22 protein-coding genes are annotated in these 19,779 nt (G+C 71.9%); 11 read left to right on the top strand and 11 right to left on the bottom strand.

The window, feature by feature from the left end; translation table 11 throughout:
* Positions 1–46 precede the first annotated feature (46 nt).
* Positions 47–1,234 (top strand): sensor histidine kinase, encoded by a 1,188-nt coding sequence (locus tag ACGH52_RS02820; RefSeq protein WP_193777802.1) that lies wholly within the window; start codon positions 47–49, stop codon positions 1,232–1,234.
* Positions 1,235–1,924, top strand: coding sequence for a response regulator transcription factor (locus tag ACGH52_RS02825; RefSeq protein WP_121703612.1), 690 nt, complete (start codon positions 1,235–1,237; stop codon positions 1,922–1,924).
* A gap of 24 nt (positions 1,925–1,948) precedes the next feature.
* On the opposite strand, the gene ACGH52_RS02830 is transcribed toward ACGH52_RS02825, so the two are convergent.
* The 5 genes from ACGH52_RS02830 to ACGH52_RS02850 all read right to left on the bottom strand — a co-directional run bounded on the left by ACGH52_RS02830 (position 1,949) and on the right by ACGH52_RS02850 (position 7,898).
* Positions 1,949–2,596, bottom strand: a complete 648-nt coding sequence (locus ACGH52_RS02830) for a hypothetical protein (RefSeq protein WP_399937320.1) — start codon at positions 2,594–2,596, stop codon at positions 1,949–1,951.
* A 96-nt stretch (positions 2,597–2,692) separates the two neighbouring features.
* On the bottom strand, positions 2,693–4,741 hold the full coding sequence (locus ACGH52_RS02835) for a CocE/NonD family hydrolase (protein ID WP_121703614.1): 2,049 nt from the start codon (positions 4,739–4,741) through the stop codon (positions 2,693–2,695).
* Between the two features lie 16 nt (positions 4,742–4,757).
* Positions 4,758–6,062, bottom strand: a complete 1,305-nt coding sequence (locus ACGH52_RS02840; protein ID WP_059298680.1) for an acetyl-CoA carboxylase biotin carboxylase subunit family protein — start codon at positions 6,060–6,062, stop codon at positions 4,758–4,760.
* 260 nt (positions 6,063–6,322) lie between these two features.
* A complete protein-coding gene (locus tag ACGH52_RS02845) occupies positions 6,323–7,132 on the bottom strand; it encodes a hypothetical protein (RefSeq protein ID WP_210976434.1) in 810 nt (269 codons plus the stop codon).
* A 112-nt stretch (positions 7,133–7,244) separates the two neighbouring features.
* Positions 7,245–7,898, bottom strand: a complete 654-nt coding sequence (locus ACGH52_RS02850; protein WP_210976433.1) for a TetR/AcrR family transcriptional regulator — start codon at positions 7,896–7,898, stop codon at positions 7,245–7,247.
* Positions 7,899–7,956: 58 nt separating this feature from the next.
* On the opposite strand from ACGH52_RS02850, the gene ACGH52_RS02855 reads away from it, so the two are divergent.
* Positions 7,957–8,862: an SDR family NAD(P)-dependent oxidoreductase gene (locus ACGH52_RS02855; RefSeq protein ID WP_121703620.1), complete on the top strand. Its 906-nt coding sequence runs from the start codon at positions 7,957–7,959 to the stop codon at positions 8,860–8,862.
* Between the two features lie 52 nt (positions 8,863–8,914).
* Here the strand turns inward: ACGH52_RS02855 and ACGH52_RS02860 are convergent, their stop codons facing one another.
* On the bottom strand, positions 8,915–9,574 hold the full coding sequence (locus ACGH52_RS02860) for a type III effector protein (RefSeq protein ID WP_210976432.1): 660 nt from the start codon (positions 9,572–9,574) through the stop codon (positions 8,915–8,917).
* A 127-nt stretch (positions 9,575–9,701) separates the two neighbouring features.
* Between ACGH52_RS02860 and ACGH52_RS02865 the strand changes: the two genes are divergently transcribed.
* The 3 genes from ACGH52_RS02865 to ACGH52_RS02875 all read left to right on the top strand — a co-directional run bounded on the left by ACGH52_RS02865 (position 9,702) and on the right by ACGH52_RS02875 (position 11,166).
* Positions 9,702–10,139, top strand: a complete 438-nt coding sequence (locus tag ACGH52_RS02865) for an Hsp20/alpha crystallin family protein (protein ID WP_059298685.1) — start codon at positions 9,702–9,704, stop codon at positions 10,137–10,139.
* 101 nt (positions 10,140–10,240) lie between these two features.
* Positions 10,241–10,660: a DUF2267 domain-containing protein gene (locus ACGH52_RS02870; RefSeq protein ID WP_076978105.1), complete on the top strand. Its 420-nt coding sequence runs from the start codon at positions 10,241–10,243 to the stop codon at positions 10,658–10,660.
* 62 nt (positions 10,661–10,722) lie between these two features.
* Positions 10,723–11,166, top strand: coding sequence for a DUF2267 domain-containing protein (locus ACGH52_RS02875; protein WP_121703622.1), 444 nt, complete (start codon positions 10,723–10,725; stop codon positions 11,164–11,166).
* A 38-nt stretch (positions 11,167–11,204) separates the two neighbouring features.
* Here the strand turns inward: ACGH52_RS02875 and ACGH52_RS02880 are convergent, their stop codons facing one another.
* The 4 genes from ACGH52_RS02880 to ACGH52_RS02895 form a co-directional block, all read right to left on the bottom strand.
* Positions 11,205–12,095 carry an SDR family oxidoreductase gene (locus ACGH52_RS02880; protein ID WP_399937328.1) on the bottom strand — a complete coding sequence of 297 codons (891 nt, stop codon included), beginning with the start codon at positions 12,093–12,095 and terminating at the stop codon, positions 11,205–11,207.
* Between the two features lie 64 nt (positions 12,096–12,159).
* Positions 12,160–12,771, bottom strand: a complete 612-nt coding sequence (locus tag ACGH52_RS02885) for an HD domain-containing protein (RefSeq protein ID WP_238696920.1) — start codon at positions 12,769–12,771, stop codon at positions 12,160–12,162.
* Positions 12,768–13,712 carry an NADP-dependent oxidoreductase gene (locus ACGH52_RS02890; RefSeq protein ID WP_399937331.1) on the bottom strand — a complete coding sequence of 315 codons (945 nt, stop codon included), beginning with the start codon at positions 13,710–13,712 and terminating at the stop codon, positions 12,768–12,770. The genes ACGH52_RS02885 and ACGH52_RS02890 overlap by 4 nt, the downstream gene beginning before the upstream one ends.
* 145 nt (positions 13,713–13,857) lie before the next feature.
* Entirely contained in the window at positions 13,858–14,565 is a 708-nt protein-coding gene (locus ACGH52_RS02895) for a TetR/AcrR family transcriptional regulator (protein ID WP_121703625.1), read from the bottom strand.
* Positions 14,566–14,695: 130 nt separating this feature from the next.
* Between ACGH52_RS02895 and ACGH52_RS02900 the strand changes: the two genes are divergently transcribed.
* Together ACGH52_RS02900 and ACGH52_RS02905 are read left to right on the top strand one after the other, a co-directional pair.
* Complete coding sequence (locus ACGH52_RS02900; RefSeq protein ID WP_399937334.1) at positions 14,696–15,919, top strand: saccharopine dehydrogenase family protein; 1,224 nt, start codon at positions 14,696–14,698, stop codon at positions 15,917–15,919.
* Positions 15,920–16,006: 87 nt separating this feature from the next.
* Entirely contained in the window at positions 16,007–16,432 is a 426-nt protein-coding gene (locus ACGH52_RS02905; protein ID WP_399937337.1) for a DUF6003 family protein, read from the top strand.
* A 44-nt stretch (positions 16,433–16,476) separates the two neighbouring features.
* Here the strand turns inward: ACGH52_RS02905 and ACGH52_RS02910 are convergent, their stop codons facing one another.
* Positions 16,477–16,755 carry a DUF4190 domain-containing protein gene (locus ACGH52_RS02910; protein ID WP_076978112.1) on the bottom strand — a complete coding sequence of 93 codons (279 nt, stop codon included), beginning with the start codon at positions 16,753–16,755 and terminating at the stop codon, positions 16,477–16,479.
* Between the two features lie 383 nt (positions 16,756–17,138).
* On the opposite strand from ACGH52_RS02910, the gene ACGH52_RS02915 reads away from it, so the two are divergent.
* The 3 genes from ACGH52_RS02915 to ACGH52_RS02925 all read left to right on the top strand — a co-directional run bounded on the left by ACGH52_RS02915 (position 17,139) and on the right by ACGH52_RS02925 (position 19,774).
* Positions 17,139–18,488, top strand: coding sequence for a hypothetical protein (locus ACGH52_RS02915; protein ID WP_399937340.1), 1,350 nt, complete (start codon positions 17,139–17,141; stop codon positions 18,486–18,488).
* A gap of 170 nt (positions 18,489–18,658) precedes the next feature.
* Positions 18,659–18,946, top strand: a complete 288-nt coding sequence (locus ACGH52_RS02920; RefSeq protein WP_121703627.1) for a DUF6355 family natural product biosynthesis protein — start codon at positions 18,659–18,661, stop codon at positions 18,944–18,946.
* Positions 18,947–19,036: 90 nt separating this feature from the next.
* Entirely contained in the window at positions 19,037–19,774 is a 738-nt protein-coding gene (locus ACGH52_RS02925; RefSeq protein ID WP_076978115.1) for a VOC family protein, read from the top strand.
* Positions 19,775–19,779: the final 5 nt, after the last annotated feature.

Below are 19,779 nucleotides of genomic sequence, written 5' to 3' on the forward strand. Positions count from 1 at the left end.
GTCTGATCCGCCGGTCGCACGGTGCGGTGACAATGGCCTGGTGAACATGGACGTTGTGCCGCGGCTCGGAGCGTGGCAGCACGCGTGGCGGCTGCTGGTGGCCGCGGTCGTGAGCGTGCCGATCTGGCTCGCGACCCTCGCGCTGATGCGGAACGGGCCCGGGGACCCGGGCGCCTGGATCCTCGTCGGCGATCCGCTGGTGGCCCTGGGCTGCCTGACGGCGCTCCGCTGGCGGCGACGGTGGCCCCGCACCGTCGCCGTGACGGTCACGATCGCCTCGGCCGTGTCGGCGCTCGCCACCGGCGCCGCGCTGCTGGCGCTGTGCTCGGTCGCCACCCGCCGTCGCCCGGTGGAGATCGGGGCCGTCGTCGTGGCCTACGTGGCCGCGTCACAGCTCGCCGGCGGGGTCTATCCGCTGCAGGATTCGGCCGAGGGGCTGTGGTGGGTCCAGGTCGTGGTGTCGGCGCTGACCGCGGGGATCGCGGTGGCCGCCGGCATGGCGGTCGGGGCACGGCGGGTCGAGGTGCGGTCCCTGCGCGAACGGGCGGAGAGCGCCGAACGGGAGCAGCACGCGCGGGCGGCGCAGGCACGGGCCCTCGAACGCAACCGGATCGCCCGCGAGATGCACGACGTCCTCGCGCACCGCATCTCCCTGGTCGCCATGCAGGCCGGGGTGCTCGACCACCGCGGCGACCTCTCCGCCGAGGAGAGCCGGGTCCTGGTCCGCGGTATCGCCGAGGGCTCCCACCAGGCGCTGGAAGAACTGCGGGAGGTCCTCGGCGTGCTGCGCGCCGATCCCGGGCGCCCGGAACCCCCGCAGCCCTCCCTCGACCGCGTTCCGGACCTGGTGGCCGACACCCGCGCCTCGGGTCTCGACGTCAGGCTCACCAGCAGCGTGGCCGCGACCCCGCCCGACGGCATCGGACGGACCTGCTACCGGATCGTCCAGGAGGCGCTGACCAACGCCGCCAAGCACGCCCCCGGCGCGGTCGTGCGGGTCACCCTCGACGGCGCCGCGGGCGGCACCCTCGACGTCGGTGTCCGCAACGGCCCGGCCCCGCTGCGCCCCGCACGGCCACCGTCCTCCGGCTTCGGCCTGCTCGGTCTCGGCGAGCGGGTCAGCGTCGTCGGCGGCGAACTCGGCCATCGCCCCACACCCGACGGCGGGTACGTTCTCACCGCCCGGCTTCCCTGGCCGGACGGTCCGGCCCACCGCAACGAAAGGGGCGCTTGAGTGGACACGCGACGCGATCCCGTACGGGTCGTCATCGTCGACGACGAAGAACTGGTGCGCATGGCCCTGCGGCTCGTCATCGACGGCGAACCGGACCTGACCGTCGTGGCGGAGGCGGCCGACGGGAGCGCCGCGCTCACCGCGGTGGCCGAGCACCGTCCCGACGTGGTGCTGATGGACGTACGGATGCCGGGCCGGGACGGGCTGGACACGACCCGGGAGCTGCTCGCCCGGCCGGCGCCACCGCGGGTGCTGATGCTGACCACCTTCGACTCCGACGACCTGGTGCTCGGGGCGCTGCGCGTCGGAGCGCTCGGCTTCGTCCTCAAGGACACCCCGCCCGCGGGCATCCTCGACGCGGTGCGGACCGTGGCGGACGGCAGCCCGGTCCTGTCCCCGGCGGCCACGGCTCGAGTGATCGCGGCGGCCACGGGCCCGGACTCCTCGCACGTCCGCGGCCGTTCCCGCGAGGAGGCGCGCGAGCGGCTGTCCGTGTTGACCGACCGGGAGCGGGAGACCGCCCGGGCCATCGCGGACGGGCTGGGCAATCCGCAGATCGCCGAGCGGCTGCGCATCACCGTCGCGACGGTCAAGGCCCACACCGGCAGCCTGTTCGCCAAGCTGGGGGTCGAGAACCGGGTGCAGATCGCGCTCCTGGTCCGCGACGCGGGGGATTCGCCGGAGGCGTGATCCGGCGGGGGGCGTGGGGTTCGGTCAGTCGTCGAGCGCGGCGGAAGGTGTCTGCCCGTTCTGTGCCTGCCGGGAGCGTTCGGCCAGCACCGTGGCCAGGTCCCGGACCACGTCCTCGTCGACGCCGCCCTTGCCCGCGGAAGCCGTCTCGGTCCACAGCAGGGTCGTGCCCACCCTGGTCTGGGTCACGGCGCCGGGCTCACCCCGGAAGCCGGAGGTACCGAACCGGGCGTCGCGCTCGTCGCCGACCGGGCCGAGCGCGAACGTCTTCGGCCGCGGCCCCGCCTTCTTGCTGTAGTGGCCGTCCCAGAGGACGTCGTAGGCCTCGCGGGCGGCCTGTTCGCTGTCGTAGGCGATGAGCAGGAAGTTGACCTGGGCGGCGTTGTCGTCGTGCCGGAAGGTCGAGACGCCGAAGAAGCGGGAGTTCTCGCAGCCCGCGTTGCCCTTGATGGGGCAGGCCTCTCGACGGTAGAGCTCGTCCGTCTCGACGGCCGTGGGCCGAGCGGCCTCCTGCCAGCCCGTCATGGACCCGCCGTCCGGCAGCGTCTCCCGCACCTGTTCCTTCGTGAGCGCCACCGCCTTGTCGTCCGCGCTGTCGCTCCCCGTGCCGCCGCCGCAGCCGGTCAGCAGCACGGCCGCCGCGGTCGCCAGGCACCACCCGTAGTGCTTCATGACCATGCCATCACCCCCGCGTGATCTTACGGGCATCGCGCGGACGGCACCCGCCCGGCCGCCCGAGCGGTGTGCCGTCCTCGGCGAGTGCGGTGCTCAGAGCAGGTCCCGCGGCACCGTTTCGTTCCAGGTGCGGGAGAACACGCGGCGGCCCGCCTCGTAGCCGTCGAGGGTGGCGTCCACGAAGAAGCTCTGTTCGTCGCACCTGAGCCGGGTGTGGGTCACGACGCGGACGTCCCAGTCGTCCCGCCCGAAACGCATGGTCCACGTCGACTCGCCGCGCGCCGAGGTGAAGTCGTCCGCCGTCGCCGCGTACCGCTCGTGGGCCCGGCAACCGACGTCCACGCCGATGTCGTCGCAGCGGATCAGGCCCCGGTCCTTGACGATGTCCAGTTCGGCGTCGTAGCCGATCAGGTCACGCCGTACCTCCCAGCGTTCCTCCGGAGGGGCCAGCGTGGTCGTCGTCAGCGGCGGCGTCCCCTCCGGCACGCCGAACGGGTCGGCGGGTGTGTCGTCGGGGCGGTGCGTCGGCCGGACGGGAAGGGTGAGGGTGCTGGACCGCTCGTGGACGCTCAGCTCGGCGGGCCTCGGCGGCGGCCAGGCGAGCGGCCAGTAGGAGGTGGACAGCGACAGCCGGATGCGGTGTCCGGGCGGGAAGGACTGCGCCACTCCGTTGAGGTGGACCGTGGCCCGGTAGCGGCGGCCGGGTTCCAGCGGCTCGGGCTGCTCGGTGCTCTCGCAGCGCGTGAGGTTGAGCAGCCCGTAGGTCACCCGGGTGGCGGCCCCGTCGGGGCGCACGTCGGACAGGCGCGCGGCGACCATGGCGACCGGTTCGGCGACCGACAGGTCGAGTTCGACGGTCGGTGAGCCCAGGATCTCCAGCGGTTCGGTGAGCGGATCGGTCTCGAAGACGAGGGAACCGCCGTCCTCCTCACGCTGGTCGTAGGGCAGGTCCGGGGGCGCGTTGTAGGAGGCCCACTTGCCGGCGAACTGGCCGACGGACAAGGGCGACCGCACGGTCAGTACGTCGCCTGCCGCGCTCCTCCCGCCCCGGTCGGACGACTGCTCCACCGGGTCCTCGATGCGGTGCCGGCTGAGCGGGTGGGTGACCGGGTGGACGTTCGGAGAGGGCCAGGACGGCTCCGCCACCCAGCGTCCCGGCCGTTCCTCGTACGACGTGGAGGGCGGCACGCTGTCCTGCATCCAGGTGCGCAGCATGGGGCCCTCCATGGCGCCGTTGTCGACGCCCTTGAGCCAGTGGTCCCACCAGCGCACCACCTCCTGGAGGTAGCCGATGGCGGGGCCCGGTTCGCCGAGGTGGGGGAACTTGTGCGACCAGGGGCCGATCAACCCCTTGCGGGGCACGTCCAGGTGGGCGAGCAGCCGGGTGACGGCGTTCGAGTAGCCGTCCGCCCAGCCGCTGGAGGCGAGGACGGGGCACTGTACGGCCTGGTAGTCCTCGGCGACCGAGGCGTGCCGCCAGTAGTCGTCGCGGCGCTGGTGCCGGAGCCACTCCAGCACCCAGGGCCGGGTGTGTTCCATGCGTTCGTGCCACATCTCGCGCCAGCGGTCACCGACCACGGCCGGGTCGGGCGGGCAGGTGGCGTAGGCGAACATGGTGCCCGCCTCGGCCAGGTTGTCGGACAGCATGGCGCCGCCCATGTAGTGCATGTCGTCGGCGTGCCGGTCGTCCGTGAAGGAGGCGATGACGATGGCCTTGAGGCTCGGCGGCCGCCTGGCCGCCACCTGGAGGGCGGCGAAGGCGCCCCAGGAGATGCCCATCATGCCGGTGCTGCCGTCGCACCAGGGCTGGTCGGCGAGCCAGGCCAGCACCTCCTCGGCGTCGCGCTGCTCCTGTTCCAGGTACTCGTCCCGCAGGACCCCCTCGGACTCGCCGGTTCCGCGCAGGTCGACGCGGACGCACGCGTAGCCGTGCCCCGCGATGTAGGGGTGGTGGACCGAGTCGCGGACGGCGGTGAGGTCCCGTTTGCGGTAGGGGATGTACTCCAGTACCGCGGGCACGGGTTCGTGGTCGGACGACAGGGGCCGCCACACCCGCGCCGACAGGCGGACGCCGTCGGACATCGGGATGACGACGTGCTCTTCTTCCTTTGTCTCGTGCGGCAGTTGGGTCACGTAACGCATGGGTCTGGCGTACTCCTTACCGTCGCGCTCCCGCGTCGGGCTCGTCGATGGTGAGCCCGAGGGCCGCCACGCAGTGGTCGTACTTCTCGCGCAGTTCGTCCTCGTCGTTCCCGCCGGTGAAGATGTGCGCGACCTCGTAGCTGTAACTGTCCTGCTGGGAGAGGTCGGACAGCCGTCGGCCCGCCTCGGGCAGGACGTGGATCCGCACGCCCGGCGTCTCCCGCTCGATCCGCGCGATCGTCTCGGGCGAGGGCACCTCGCGCACCACACCGTCCGTGAACCAGCGGTAGTACCACTTCGCGGCCATCGCGTACGGCCCCTGCCGGTACGGCATGGTCGGGTCGTCGCCCAGGGCGAGGGCCAGCATGGGGTGGTGGTTCGACACCCCGTCCACGTACTGGAACAGCTCGGCGTGCGACTGGGAGTGGCGGGGGTTGATCTCGAGCAGGTTGATCCGCCCACTGCTCGGGTCGTAGAAGTACTCCACGCTGAAGGTCGCCGAGTCGAAGCCGATGCGGCGCATCACGCGCTCGGTGACGTCGTGCAGCCGCCCGATCACCTGTGGGGGGAGGGTGGAGGGGTACTGGTGGCGCAGGAAGCACGCCGAGTCCGGATAGTCGATGGAGTCCAGCGTGCCGTAGACGGTCACCTCACCCTGGTGAACATAGCCCTCCACGGCGACCTGGATGCCCGAGCACTCCTCCTCGGCGAGGCACACCCGGCCGCCGACACCGTCCATCTCGGGCGGCAGGTCGATGCGGTCGAGGATGCGCTCGAAGGGGCGGCCGACGCGGGAGATGCCGTCCCGGATCTCCGTGACGGCCTTGCGGAACTCCTCCTCGTCGCCCACGCCGAAGGCGAGTTCGGAGGAGTAGGACAGTGCGGGCTTGAGCCACATCGGGAAGCGCACGCCCTCCGGCGGGCGTGGCGGGTCGCCCCGCAGGTCGACGCGGCCGAAACGCGGGTGGCAGTCGGTGACTTCCCGCTGTTCGAGCCGGCTCCAGTACTTGTGCTCGCACTTGACCACCGACTCCAGGCTGGTGGTGCGGGTGCCGTAACGCTCGCCGAGGATCGGCACCAGGGTGCTGACCGGGAAGTCCCAGTAGCCCACGATGGCATCGATGCTTCCCTCGAAGGCGTCCAGCTCCCGCTGGGCCTTCTCCAGGATGTCGGGCACCGAGACCTCGCCCTCCTGGAGCTCCTCCACCGTCAACAGGCCGTGGAAGCGCAGTGATCGGGCGCCCGGTACCGCCTGGAGCGTCGGCAGGTTCGCCTCGTCGAGGCCGACGACGAAGACGTTCTTCACATTCTCTTCAGACACGACTCTCCTCTCAAGATCGGCTGGGTACCCCTTCAAGCCCCGGACAACCTCCGGCCGTCGCCACCCGGTACGTGCGCGGGGCGGCGGACTCGACGTGCTCATGGGGTACCGGCACCGGAAGAGGTCCGGCCGTCACACCGCGCAGGCGCGGCCTTCCGAGGCCCACCAGGGCGGTTCGGCCTGGCTCTTGCGGGGCGCTCCTGGCCGGGCGCGCGCCCGGCCAGGGGACGCGTCTGCGGATGCGCTCCGTCGGCGGGCTACTAGCGCTCGGCCAGCTTCGCCGTCTGCGCCTCGATCACGGCCGTCGGCACCGCGGCGACCTTGCCGGAACCGAGGGTGGCGAGGTCGACCGTGTAGTACGTCGCCACGGTGTTGCCGGCACGCACCACCTCGGTGGTGAAGGTGGCCGTGCCCTCGCCGTCCATGTCCGAGTCGACGGAGAACGCGACGGACTCGTCGCCGCTGCCGGAGGACTTGGCCGCCGCGGCCCTCGTGATCTTCTGGGTCTCGCCCTGCCCCGTGAGGACGAATCCCCCCGAGCAGGCGTCGATGCCGTCGGTGACCGCCTTCAGGGCCTTCTCGGCGCCGTCGCCGTCGTAGGAGGAGAGGCCCACGAAGGTGACCTCGACCTTGAAGGCGTTCTCGATGTCGGCCTCGCTGATGTCCTCGGGGGACTTGGAGGCGGTGTCCGACGCGGGGTTCCTGGTGACGGAGTTGCTCGCGCCGGCCTGCGTGTCGCCGGGCGCCAGTGCGGCCATGGCGTACGCGAGCGGTGCGCACGCCGCCTTGTCGGTCTTCACCTGCTCCTTGGACTTGGGCAGCGCGTCGTCGCCGGGGTCGACCTGGTAACCCTGGAGGTCGCTCCCCGCCAGCAGGAGCTTCTCCAACTCGGCGGAGCCGACCGCCTTCGCGGCCGGGGCGGCGGTCTGCGTGGACGTCGACGAGGAGTCGTCCGGCTTCCCGGCCGAGCCGGTGTCCTGCGACCCGCCACCACACCCGGTGCCGAGGGCGAGCAGGAACAGGCTCGCGGTGACCGTCGCGCCCGCGCGCGCCCACGGAGATCTCTTCATGAGCGGATCATGAGGGGCTTGTTGGACGAACGTCAAGAGACACGAAGTCGCCCATGGAAGCGGCCGGTCGGAGTCGGGCCCGTGGAGCGAGTCCGGCGTCCGCGCCTTCCCGTCATCGGTCGGCCAGTCCCCGGAGCAGGGCGCCCAGGACGCGGTCCAGTCGTGGTTCGACCTCCACGACCGCGTGGGCGAGCCGGGGATCGCTGCGGTAGAGGGTCTGGATGTGCGGACCGGGCGTCGCCATCTGCCACAGCGCGCCCGCCAGGCTGGTGGCCGTCGCGATGACGTCCACGGCCTGGGTCTCCTCGATGCCGAGCAGCCGTCTCAGCTCGGCGCCGATGCGGCCGACCTCGTCGAGGGTCACGATCTTGAAAGCGCGCACCGACTCGATGGACACGTTCCGTTCGAGGTTGAGGGGCGCCTGGGCCAGCAGGTCGCAGAACAGGGGCCGGGCCGCCAGGGTGACCGCAAAGACCTGGGCGACGGCCTCCGGTGCGGCGCTCGGCAGTGCGCGCAGCCGGGAGCACAACTCCGCGGACCAGTCCCGCCACCCCTCGGCGGTGATCTTGAGGAAGATCTGTTCGCGGGTCTCGAAGTAGCGCAGCAGCGCTGACTTGTGCATGCCCACGGCGGCGGCGATGTCGGTCAGCGTGATCCCGCGGATGCCCCGCTCGGCGCCGAGGGCGCGGGCCGCTTCGAGGATCGCCTCTTCACGCTGCTGCTTGGCCTGCGCGCTGCGGGCGCGCTGGAATCCGGACCCGGTCATCCCCTCAGCATAGGGCAACCGCGTTGCATTATTAACGCAACGGTGTTTCACTACGGGTATGGAAGAACGCGAGCACAAGCAGCAGGTCTGGTTCGTCACCGGCTCCTCGCGCGGCCTCGGCCGCGCCCTGGTCACCGCCGCCCTCGACGCGGGCGACCTGGTCGTCGCCACCGCCCGTCGGCCGGATCAGCTCGACGACCTCGTACAGCGGTACGGCGAGGACCGCGTCCTCCCGGTCGCACTCGACGTCACGGACGCCGCCGGCGCCCGGAAGGCCGTCGACGCGGCGGTCAGCCGCTTCGGGCGCGTCGACGTCCTGGTCAACAACGCCGGGTACGCGAACGTGTCACCGATCGAGACGACGGACGACGCCGACTTCCGCGCCCAGTTCGAGACCAACTTCTGGGGCGTCCACCACGTCACCAGGGCCGCCCTGCCGACCCTGCGCGCTCAGGGCGGCGGCACGATCGTCCAGGTCTCCTCGGTCGGCGGTCGCGTGGGCGGATCACCCGGCATCGCCTCCTACCAGGCGGCCAAGTTCGCGGTGGACGGGTTCAGCCGGGTGCTCGCCGTGGAGGCGGCGCCGTTCGGCGTACGGGTCATGGTGGTCGAGCCGAGCGGATTCGCCACCGACTGGGCCGGTTCCTCCATGACGGTGCGGCCGGTGCCCGCGGAGTACGAGGACACCGTCGGCCTCATGAACCGGCGCATGCGGCAGAGCGACGCCGGGGCCGCGGGCGATCCGCGGCGCGCCGCCGGCATCATCGTCGGGGCGGTCCGCCGCGACAACCCGCCCTCTCATCTCCTGCTCGGCGTCAACGCCGTCGAGATGGCACAGGAGTACTCCCGTCGCCAACTGGCGGAAGCCACCGCATGGGAAGGCGTCAGCCGCTCGGCGGACTTCACCGAGCCCTACCCCGCCCCGATGCCCGCCGACGAGGCGGGACACGCAGCACGCCGCTGACGCGACGCGCGGCGGTGTCGACGGCCCGCAAAGCCATTGCGTCGTACGACTCTCACTCCCCGGGCGGCTGGTCCTCGCTGCCCCCCGTGCGGCGGAGCCGGTCGGTGCGCCGGGTGAGGGTGTCGACGCGGTCGGCCAGTTCCGGGTGGTGCGCGCAGAGGTGCTCGCGGGCACCGGACAGCGGCCCGATGAGCCCGGCGGCGTCGTCGCGACCCAGTGCCTGGACCAGCGGAGTACGGGCCCGGTCCGGCAGGCCCGCGAGTGCGGTGATCTGACCGGCGAGCTGACGCAGGTCCGCGGCGTTGCCCCGGGCCCAGGTGGTGACGGCGCGGTCGGCGGCGCGGCGGTCACGGGTGGCCTGGACACGCTGTTCGCCGGTACTGCCGGGGGCACCGGGGCGCAGGCGCAGGTAGCGGCGTTCGGCGGCCTGTCGGCTGGCGACGCCGAGGGGACGGGCGAGGTCGGCCCAGCTCGCGCCCGCCTCACGGGCGGTTTCGATCAGGCCCGTCTCCCACCCGGCGAGCTGGTCGCGCATCTGGCGCAGGAGCAGCAGTGCGGCGAGCGCCTGGTCGGAGCTGACCTCGTCACCGGCCTGCCTTCCGTGCCGCGGTGCCTGGGCACTGTGGACCGCCTCCTCGATCGCCGCCAGCGCTGCCTCGGCGGCGAGGAAGGACACGGGCTGGGGTGCGGATTCCTGCGGATCTGCGGCCATGCTCACCTCCCGGCACCGGTGTCACCCGTCTGACGACACCGTCGGTTGTCATCGTTCCGATGACATGCTACAAGAAAAGCAAGAACCAGCGCATGAGCGGATCCGCTCGAACTGGAGGTGACTCACGATGCTGATGCGCACCGACCCCTTCCGTGAGCTCGACCGGCTCACCCAGCAGCTGTTCCCCAGCACGTCCGGCACCTGGTCGCGTCCGTCCGCGATGCCCATGGACGCCTACCGCGAGGGGGACGTGTACGTGATCGCGCTCGACCTCCCCGGCGTCGACCGGGACGCGATCGACATCGACGTCGAGCGCAACATGCTGACCGTCCGGGCCGAGCGTCGTCCCGCCGCCAAGGGCGACGACGTTCAGATGGAGCTCTCGGAGCGCCCCTTCGGCGCCTTCTCCCGCCAGGTGGTGCTCGCGGACACCCTCGACACCGAGCACATCAGTGCCGACTACGACGCGGGCGTCCTCACCCTGCGCGTCCCGATCGCCGAGCGGGCCAAGCCACGCAAGATCTCGATCGGCGTCGGCACGGACCACAAGGAGATCTCCGGCTGAGGCGGAAGCCGCGCTCCCGGCGGGCGGCGGACGGGACGACCCCGTGCGTCCCCTCCCCCGCCCGCCCGCGGGTACGACCTCCCGGGGGAAGGAGGATCCCGATGACCATGCCGTGGAACGTGTTCCTCGACCAGGTACAGGAACGCGGTGAGTACCCGACCCGGGCCGAGGCCGACCGTGCGGCGCGCACCGTGCTGGCCCTCCTGGGCGCCCACCTGGTGGGCGAGGTGCGGGCCGAACTGGCCGCGCGGCTCCCGGAGGGCTTCGCCCTGATCCTGCTCAATCCGCTCCAGGCCACCGAGCCGCTGTCCGCGGACCGCTTCGTGCGGGCCACCGCGGCGTGGATCGAGGGGGCCACCGAACAGACCGCGACCTGGGACGTCGGGGCCGTGCTCAGCGTGGCCGCGGACGCGGCCGGCGAGGAGCTGACCCGCCGCATCCTGTTCCAGCTTCCGCCCGGATACGACCTGCTCTTCGGCCGTCCGCAGGACGGCACCGCCCGGAGCCCGGCCGGCACATGAGCCCGGCAGGCATGTCCGGAGACCGACCCTTCCCATTCCACTCAGAAAGGCACCCTTCACCGATGCAGTCCCAGACGGCGCCGACGACGATCACCATCACCGAGCCGGCCATGTCGTTCGTCCAGATGCTGGAGCAGGTCCGGTACCACGGCGCCTATCCCACCCGGGAGCGGGCCGAGGACGTCGTGTCCGCCGTCCTGGCCGCCCTCGGCCGCCGCGTCACCGGCGAGGAACGCGTCGAGCTGGCGGCGCGTCTCCCCCGCGAGGCGGCGCAGATCTTCGCCGCCCAGATCCCGGCAACCGACTCGATGACCGGCTGGGCCTTCGTCCGGGACCTCGCCACCCGCACCGGCGGCACCCTGGCCACCACGCGCTGGGACGTCGGCTCGGTCCTGGGCGTCGTCGGCCGTCTCGCCGGACCGGACCTGCTCGACCGCATCCTCGCCCAACTGCCCTCCGGCTACGCGATCCTCTTCGGGCGCGCGGAACTCACCCAGGCCGCCTGAGCCCGGCCGGTGCGGCCCGCTCGCACTCGGGCCCCCGCTCAGGGCAGAGGCGTCCCACCGGTCACGTTCATGATTTCCGCGGTGACGTATCCGGCCTCCTGGGAGGCGAGATAGACGTACGCCGGTGCCAGCTCGGCCGGTTGCGCGGGACGGCCCAGCGGGCTCTGCTTCCCGAACTCGGTCGTGTCCGGCAGCGTCGCCGGGATCAGCGGGGTCCACACCGGGCCGGGCGCCACCGCGTTCACACGGATCCCGCGTTCCGCGACCATCTGGGCGAGTCCCTGGGTGAAGGTCACGATCGCGCCCTTGGTCATCGCGTAGTCCAGCAGGTGCGGACTGGGCTTGTACGCCTGTACGGAGGTGGTGTTGATGACGCTGCCGCCCTCGGGAATGTGCGGCAGCGCGAACTTGGTCAGCCAGAACATGCCGTACAGGTTCGTCCGCATCACCCGGTCGAACTGCTCCGTCGTGATCGCCTCGATGCCGTCCGGCTGGGACATCTGGTAGGCCGCGTTGTTCACCAGGACGTCGATGCCGCCGAACTCCGCCACGGCCCGGTCGACCAGCGCCCGGCAGTTCCGCTCCTCACGGATGTCGCACGAGACGGCCACGGCCTTCCGCCCGGCGTCCTCCACCAGACGGGACGTCTGCCGTGCCTCGTCCTGCTCCTGCTCGAGGTAGGTGAACATCACGTCGGCGCCCTCACGGGCGTACGCCAGGGCCACCGCTCGGCCGATGCCGGAGTCACCGCCCGTGATGACGGCCCTGCGGCCCACCAGACGCCCCGACCCGCGGTACGACTCCTCACCGTGGTCGGGCGGCGGGTCCATCGGCCCGGTCCAGCCCGGGTGCGGCTGGTCCTGACCGGCGAAGTCCGGACGAGGGTACTGATCAGTAGGGTCCTGCTGGCGATGCGGGTCGTCCGCCACGTCGATCTCCCGTGTCTCGTCACTGCGCGGTCGGCGACCGGGTGCCCTGACCGGGCGGTCCCACTCAGGCGGAGGAGTCCAGCGGGTTGGCGGCCATGCGGTCCGCGAGTCCCGAGCGCACCGCGGCGGCCGCGGAGCTGTCGGGTTTGCGCGCCGCCTGGTCCCGGAAACACGCCAGGAACGACGCCGCGAGGTCCAGCCTCGGGTAACGGTCCAGCACCTCGTCGCGGAAGCGGGACGGGTAGGCGTCCGCCTCCTTGCCGACGACCTCGGTCGCGGTGGCGCGGGCCAGCAGGTGGCCCTCGGGGTCCGTGGCGGCCTCCACCTGCGGCCACATGTGGCGGACGATCACGTCCGACAGGCGCGCGCGGCGCTCGGCGGGCCATCCGGCCCCGGCGGCGAAGACACGGGCGACGTGCCCGCCCGCCTCCTCGAAGGCGACGGTGTGGCTGTCGAAGACCGGCACCAGCCCGATGTCGTGGAACAGTGCGGCGACGTAGAGGAGTTCCGGGTCGAAGGAGACGCCGTCCGCCGTGCCGCGGGCCGCCGCCCACACGTAGGCGCGCAGCGAGTGGTTGAGCAGGGCCGGGGAGAGGTGGGCGGCCGCCACCTCCAGGGCGGCCGCCGCCGTCGCCGTGCCGGGCACGGGAAGGGCGTCGAGCGCGATGTCGTTCACCGGGAGCCCGCCGCCACGGGGACGTCGGACGCGACGCGGATGATTGTCCGGCCGTGTCTGCCCCGGCCGGGGGCGAAGGCCGCCGGGGCTTCGGCCAGCGGGCGCACCTCCCCCACGGCCGGCTGGAGCCGCCCGTCCCGCACCCGCTGCATGAGTTCGGTGAGCCGGACCCGGTCGGGTTCGACGACGAAGAAGACCGCCCGGCCGTTCTCCGGCCCGACCTCGGGCGGCTCGGCGATGGTGACGAGAGTGCCGCCGGGACGTACGAGTGCGGAAGAGCGGCGGAGGACCTCCCCGCCGATGACGTCGAACACGACGTCGGCCTCTCCCGCGTCCTCCAGCCGCTCGGAACCGAGGTCGAGGAAGACGTCGGCGCCGAGGGCGAGAACGATGTGCCGGTCGGCGGCACGGCCGGTGGCGACCACCCGCGCGCCCGCCTCGCGCGCGAGCTGGACCGCGACCGACCCGACGCTTCCCGCGGCGCCGTGGATCACGACGGTCTGTCCCGCGGTCAGCCGTCCGTGGTCGAACAGGCCCTGCCACGCGGTCAGCCCCGAGACGGGCAGCGCGGCGGCCACGGTGTGATCGACGTCCGCGGGAAGGGGCGCCAGGTTGCGGGCCTCCACCGCGGTGTACTCGGCCAGCGATCCGTTGCGCGTCCAGTCCGCCATGCCGAACACCCGCTGGCCGACGGTGAGGCCGGTGGTGCCGTATCCCAGTTCCTCGACCACCCCCGACAGTTCGTGCCCAGGGACGCTCGGCGTCCGGTCGCGGCCTGCCCGGTCCGTCCAGGTACCGGGCCAGTCGAGCTCTCCGCGAGTGAAGCCCGCGGCATGGACGCGCACGACGACGTCGTTCTCGGCGGCGTGCGGGTGCGGCAGTTCCGTCAGGGCGAGCCCGTCGGCACCCGCCTCGCGGTCGTGGACGGTGATGGCTTGCATGAGGGGTCCTCGGGGGTTGCGGCGGTCGTCGGACCCACGATGCCCGTGCGCGCTCGCGTGGGGTCACCGTGCGTCGTCATCTCGACCGTATGCCCCTGCCGCTCCCCCCGTGTGGGCCATTCCGGCAGCGGTCGGATGAGCCACTTCACTGTGCCGTTGCGGCCAGTTCTGCGGCGACGCCGTCCAGCAGGGTGTCCAGGACCACCGGGTAGGCGCTGTGCGGCATGCGGGCCGCGAGGCGGTCGGCGGTCGCGGCGATGTTCGGGTGGGACTCGGCGGGCAGCCGGGCATAGGTGGACGCCCACATGTCCTCGTCGGCTCCGCGGGCTTCCTCCGGAAGGGCCAGGGAACCCGCGTCGAGCGCGGCGAAGGCCAGGGTCATGTCGATGAACGCGTGGTAGAAGCGGACCGCGGCCTCATCGGTGAGCCCGGCGCCCCGCAGGATGCCGAGGATCGTCTCGTCCACGGCGATCTCGCGCGCCCGTCCGCTCACCCGGCTGGCGGTGAGCACGGCGGCCTGGGGGTGGGCGAGGTAGGAGGAGTGCAGGGCGAGGCCGAGGGAGCGCAGCCCGGCTCGCCAGTCACGGCCCGCCGTCCATCCGTCCAGGGCCCGCCCCATCAGCTCGTTGCCGACGGCCCGGGCCAGATCGTCCATGCCCGTGAAGTAGCGGTACAGGGCGCTCGGGTCGGCGCCGAGCGCCGCGCCCAGCCGCCGGGCGGTCAGTCCGGCGGTGCCGTGCTCGCGCAGTACCCGCAGCGCGGTCTCCACGATGAGGGCCTCCGAGAGCACCGCGCCATGCCGTGTCGGCCGGCGCCTGCGTCGCGCCTCCTCGGGCACCACCTTCTTCGGCATCCGTCCCCTCCATTCGCGGCCCGGCCGGGCCGCGGCGCCCTTATGCCAACACGGTTGACCTTATAACAGGGGGTCCTGTTGCATCGGGGCGATCCGGAGGCAGCAGCCTCCCGTACGAAAGGTCTCCGTCATGCGCGTGCTTCTCGTCGGAGCGGGCGGTGTCGGCACCGCCGTCACCCGGATCGCCGCCCGCAGGGGGTTCCTGTCCCACATGGTCGTGGCCGACTACGACCACTCCCGCGCGCGGGCGGCGGTCGACGCGCTGTCGGGCCGGGGCGACCGGTTCAGTGCGCTGCGCCTCGACGCCGCCGACGAGGGCGCGGTACGGCAGGCGCTCTCGGAGCACCGGTGCGACATCCTGCTGAACGCCACTGATCCACGGTTCGTGATGCCCTTGTTCCGGGCGGCCCTCGCCGCCGGGACCCACTACATGGACATGGCCATGTCGCTGTCCGCTCCGCACGCCTCCCGGCCGTACGAGGAGTGCGGGGTGAAGCTCGGTGACGCGCAGTTCGAACTGGCCGGGCGTTGGGCGGAGTCGGGGCGTACGGCCCTGGTGGGTATGGGTGTGGAGCCGGGCTTGTCCGATGTCTTCGCCCGGTACGCCGCGGACGAGCTGTTCGACGAGATCGACGAGATCGGCGTCCGCGACGGCGCCGACCTGCGGGTGGAGGGCTACGAGTTCGCTCCCTCCTTCAGTATCTGGACCACGATCGAGGAGTGCCTGAACCCGCCGGTGGTCTACGAGAAGGAACGCGGCTGGTTCACCACCGCGCCCTTCAGCGAGCCGGAGGTGTTCGACTTTCCCGAGGGGATCGGGCCGGTGGAGTGTGTGAACGTGGAGCACGAGGAGGTGTTGCTGATCCCCCGCTGGGTGGACGCCCGGCGTGTCACGTTCAAGTACGGCCTCGGAGACGACTTCATCGCCCGGCTCAAGACCCTCCACGAGCTGGGCCTGGACTCGACCACCGAGGTGACCGTGCCGAGCGCGGCCGGGCCGGTGCGGGTCTCCCCGCGTGACGTGGTCGCCGCGTGCCTTCCGGATCCCGCGACCCTGGGCGACCGGATGACCGGCAAGACCTGCGCCGGTACCTGGGTCACCGGCGTCAGGGACGGCAAGCCCCGCGAGGTCTACCTGTACCACGTGGTCGACAACCAGTGGTCCATGCGTGAGTACGGTTCGCAGGCCGTGGTCTGGCAGACGGCCGTCAACCCGGTCGTCGCCCTCGAACTGCTCGCCACCGGTGTCTGGTCCGGCGAGGGTGTCCTCGGCGCCGAGGCCCTGCCGGCCCGCCCGTTCCTCGACCTGCTGACCGAGTACGGGTCGCCCTGGGGCCTGCGCGAACAGACATGAGCCGTGGGGGCGGCAGCCGGTGAGACCGGCGATCGCGGGTATAGGGGTGGCCGTCAGAACACCACCCCCTCCCGTGAGGAACCGAGGATGACCGACGACGCCTACCTCGTCCTGCTGCACGACACCGCTTCGACGCTCGGTGTCCCACTCGCCGCGGTCGCGGACCTCGCGTGCCTGGAGACGCCCGCGGTGCGCGCGTGGCTGGACGCGCAGGGGGTCACGGTCTCGTCGCCGGGTCTTCGCCTGCTGCCTCCCGAGGAGACGTCGGCCATCCCCGAGGAGGCCGAACGTCTTCCCGTCCCCCTCAGTGACGAAGAAATGAGCCGGGTTCGTCACCATGCCGCGCCTGAGGACGTCGCACGACTGGAGGAGGAGTTGCTTGCCTACCGTTCCCTCGTGGAGGGGCACGAGGCATTGCTCGTGCGTGCGCTGGCGGCCGGTGTGCCGGCCCACCGCGTCGCGGAGCTGACCGGCGAGGACCTGACCGCCGTGACAGCGATCGCCCGCCGCTAGGGGGCGACCGCTGTCACGGCGTCGCGCACCGCGGTGGAGCGGTGTCAGCCGATGTGCCAGGAGAAACTGCCTCCGTTGTTGGCGGCGACGGCGAACATCACGATCATGAGCAGGATGTCGACCACTCCCAGAGCGAGTGCCCACTTGGCCATCGCGGATCCGGTCTGACGCAGCGCCACGGCACCGAAGACGATGGCGAGCGGCCCCAGGACGATCGGCAGGATGAGGAGTCCGACGATGCCGCAGACAAGTCCGGCGATCGCCAGTCCGCTGGTCCTGCCGCCCTTTCGGGTTCCCGCTCCAGTTCTGCTGTAGGTCGACATGCTGTCTCCCGACTTGTCATGGATCGGTTGGTTTCTCCTTCGGTGTCCTTCGAGTTGCCTCTCGAGGTCGTTTCACACCCGCACGCCGTCAAATACGGGCGCTGCGGCGTGAGTTCGAGGCTTCGGTGGCGCGGCGACGGCGGAGTGGTGCTCCACGCCGTCGGCGCCGGTGATCTCACAGGGAACACATGCGGAGGGCGGTACGCCGCTCCGAGTGAAGTGCCAAGACGATACGTCTCGCCTTGCCGGTGCCGAGGTCCCTGAAAGCGGCACTCGATGATCGATGGGCCCCTAGGCTGCTGCCTCAACACGGGTGCCAGCCGGAGGGGGACGTTGTGCCACGGTCCGACGCAGCTGCCAGGACTCGTACGCGCCTGCTGTTGATGTACAACCTCACGCCGCAGGTGCAGGTGCCCGACGAGATGCTCCGTCCGTTGTCCCAGGCGCTCGGCCTTGGCCGGTTCACCGCCCATGTCGAGGCCGCCGAACTGCTGCTGCCCCGGCTGGTGCTGCACGAGCGCGTCGTCGAGATCACCCTGCCGTCGAGCGCGGTCCGGGTCGACGGTGCGGCCATCACCCTGGCTGTCACGCCCCGCCGGGACCCGCTCCTCTTCCTGGACATCGAGATCGCGGACGACGCGGACGGCTCGGACGCGATCGCCGAAACCCTCTACGCCACGTGGCAGAACCGCTCCGCCATCCGCGTCGAGGGAGTGCCGCTGACCGAGTGGCTCGACGGGCGGCTGCGGGCGTACGGCATCCCGGACCGGCCCGCCGACGGGCCGCCGCTGGAGTTCGGGCGGAACGTCCACCAGAGCGTGTTTCCCGGAGCGGCCCTCGCCCGCAGGCTGTTGGCCGAGCATGTCCCCGGCGACGCGGTCGGCCAGGACGTGGTGACCATCGTGCTGCGCGGCACGCTGGACAGCGGCACCGGCGCCACCCTGGGCATCCGGCGGCCCGAGACGCTGAACAACGCCGGCCAGACCATGGTGGCGCACGGCAGGGGTGTGTCGTTGATCGTCGGCTACGCGCCGCCGGTGGAGAACGCGTTCGGGCTGGCCGCCGCCGGAATCCTCACCGCGGTCGCGGCGGTGCACCGCATCCGGCGGCAGGCGTTCGAGGCGCTGGAGCTGGACCGGGCAGCCGCGGTCGAGACGACGGACGACGTCCGTGCCCTGGTCGCGCAGCTCTCGCGCCGGCTCAACGATCTCCAGCTCGATCTGAGCTTCAGCGTCGAGGTGTACGCCGACACGATCCTCATCCCGGAGCTGCTGGTCGAAAGCTTCCACTCGTCACTGCGCGACGTCTCGTCGCTGGCGGACGCGCTGGCCAACACCTCCCGCATCGTCGAGCGGGTGAACGCCGTGCTCGCCACCCGCCGCGTCGACCTCGAGACCGCCTCCCAGCAGTACGCCGAGGACCGGGACCGGGTGCTGGCCGCGGTGATCGCCGTCGGCTCGCTCATCGCGCTCCCGCCCGCGCTGCTGCTGGCGTACTTCGGCGTCAACAGCAGCGACGTCGACCCGAACCGGTCGATCCTGGACGTCCGCCACTACGGCGTCGCCTACGCGATGGCCTGGTTGCCGTTCCTGCTGCTGATCGCGGTCGGCCTGGTCGCACGCCGCCGTATCTCGCTGCGCCTGTCCGCCCCGGACGCCACCCCTCCCGAGCGAGGAGCCCGGCGTCCCCGGCCCGGACGGTCACGGCGGCGCGGCCGCGACGAAATCCGGTGAACCGGCGGAGATCAACTGATCGGCGCAGCACTGAATCGATTCGCCGGGTGAACGGGGCCAGCGTTCGCCACAACGGCTCTTCCGGGCTGTGAGTCTGGGCGTCGCATCGACAACGGATCGGCGGACACCGGCGGTTCCGGCCGGCGATCCCCTCATGTCTGGAGTTCTGCATGTCACTTCGTCGCATCGTGTCCAGCGCCTTCGCCTCCCTCGCGCTGGTACTCGCCTCCGTCGGCGCCGTCACCCTCACCGCCGGTCCGGCGGCAGCGAATCCCTGCGGCTTCTACGAGACCGCGTCCGACGCCTACTACCACCACTGCACCTCGGACGGCTCGCACATCGTCATCGAGATCGACGACTGGGGCCCCAACAGCGAACGGTGTGTGGTGCCCGGCGTGACCTGGATCGGTTCCAGCTCCGACATCGACGGCGCCTGGTACACCGGCCGCACCTGCTGAGCCGAACGGCGGGCACGGTCAGGCCCGGTGCAGCTCGGCCCTCCCGGGGGCCGGGCTGTCCGGCCGTGGCGTACGGCTAGGGTGGGCCCCGTGACGTTGGAACTCGTGCAGGTGAACTTCAAGGCCCGGGACGACGCGGCGCTCGGCCGGTTCTGGGCCCGGGCGCTCGGCTGGGGCATGTCGAGCGAAGGGCCCGGTGTCACCAACCTGGAACCCGAGGGTTTCGACTGGCCGGACCCGGCCGCCGTGTGCATCGATCTGGTCCGCGTGCCGGACCCGGAGACGGTCGAGTGCCGGGTGCACATCGAGCTCGCGACCACCTCCGAAGCCCACCGGGCGGAGCTGGTCACCCGCCTGGAGGCGCTCGGGGCTACGCACGCCGACGGGGGCCGGGGCGACACTCCGTGGAAGGTGATGGCCGACCCGGAAGGCAACACCTTCAGCGTCCTGGAGCCCCGCGAGCTGTACCGGGACACGGGGCCGATCGCCTGCGTGGTCGTCGACTGCGCCGACCCGCGGGCCATGACCCGGTTCTGGGGCGAGGCGATCGACTGGACCGTCCACGAGCTGACCGATGCCCGCGCGCTGCTGCGCTCCGCCAAGGGCGTCGGACCGTACCTCGAGTTCCGGCGCACGTCCGACGACGAGGCCGTGCGGAACCGGATCCATCTCGACGTGATGTCGGACCCGGTCGACGATCAGGCGAGGGAGGTCGCCCGGCTCGAAGGCCTCGGCGCGACCAGGGCCGACGTGGGCCAGGGTGACGTGCCCTGGGTCGTCCTGGCCGACCCCGCGGGCAACCAGTTCTGCGTCCTCGGCCGGGGCTGACGAGG

The organism is Streptomyces sp. BBFR25, assembly GCF_044590125.1.
Classification (GTDB): Bacteria; Actinomycetota; Actinomycetes; order Streptomycetales; family Streptomycetaceae; genus Streptomyces; species Streptomyces canus_D.

Bases quoted from the DNA above. Each gene is read 5' to 3' on its own strand.
- ACGH52_RS02845 (WP_210976434.1), bottom strand. From the start codon at position 7,132: ATGAAGAGATCTCCGTGGGCGCGCGCGGGCGCGACGGTCACCGCGAGC.
- ACGH52_RS02900 (WP_399937334.1), top strand. From the start codon at position 14,696: ATGCGCGTGCTTCTCGTCGGAGCGGGCGGTGTCGGCACCGCCGTCACC.
- ACGH52_RS02910 (WP_076978112.1), bottom strand. From the start codon at position 16,755: ATGTCGACCTACAGCAGAACTGGAGCGGGAACCCGAAAGGGCGGCAGG.
- ACGH52_RS02860 (WP_210976432.1), bottom strand. From the start codon at position 9,574: ATGGCCGCAGATCCGCAGGAATCCGCACCCCAGCCCGTGTCCTTCCTC.
- ACGH52_RS02915 (WP_399937340.1), top strand. From the start codon at position 17,139: ATGTACAACCTCACGCCGCAGGTGCAGGTGCCCGACGAGATGCTCCGT.
- ACGH52_RS02905 (WP_399937337.1), top strand. From the start codon at position 16,007: ATGACCGACGACGCCTACCTCGTCCTGCTGCACGACACCGCTTCGACG.
- ACGH52_RS02855 (WP_121703620.1), top strand. From the start codon at position 7,957: ATGGAAGAACGCGAGCACAAGCAGCAGGTCTGGTTCGTCACCGGCTCC.
- ACGH52_RS02835 (WP_121703614.1), bottom strand. From the start codon at position 4,741: ATGCGTTACGTGACCCAACTGCCGCACGAGACAAAGGAAGAAGAGCAC.
- ACGH52_RS02875 (WP_121703622.1), top strand. From the start codon at position 10,723: ATGCAGTCCCAGACGGCGCCGACGACGATCACCATCACCGAGCCGGCC.
- ACGH52_RS02890 (WP_399937331.1), bottom strand. From the start codon at position 13,712: ATGCAAGCCATCACCGTCCACGACCGCGAGGCGGGTGCCGACGGGCTC.
- ACGH52_RS02895 (WP_121703625.1), bottom strand. From the start codon at position 14,565: ATGCCGAAGAAGGTGGTGCCCGAGGAGGCGCGACGCAGGCGCCGGCCG.
- ACGH52_RS02870 (WP_076978105.1), top strand. From the start codon at position 10,241: ATGACCATGCCGTGGAACGTGTTCCTCGACCAGGTACAGGAACGCGGT.
- ACGH52_RS02820 (WP_193777802.1), top strand. From the start codon at position 47: ATGGACGTTGTGCCGCGGCTCGGAGCGTGGCAGCACGCGTGGCGGCTG.
- ACGH52_RS02830 (WP_399937320.1), bottom strand. From the start codon at position 2,596: ATGAAGCACTACGGGTGGTGCCTGGCGACCGCGGCGGCCGTGCTGCTG.
- ACGH52_RS02920 (WP_121703627.1), top strand. From the start codon at position 18,659: ATGTCACTTCGTCGCATCGTGTCCAGCGCCTTCGCCTCCCTCGCGCTG.
- ACGH52_RS02850 (WP_210976433.1), bottom strand. From the start codon at position 7,898: ATGACCGGGTCCGGATTCCAGCGCGCCCGCAGCGCGCAGGCCAAGCAG.
- ACGH52_RS02865 (WP_059298685.1), top strand. From the start codon at position 9,702: ATGCTGATGCGCACCGACCCCTTCCGTGAGCTCGACCGGCTCACCCAG.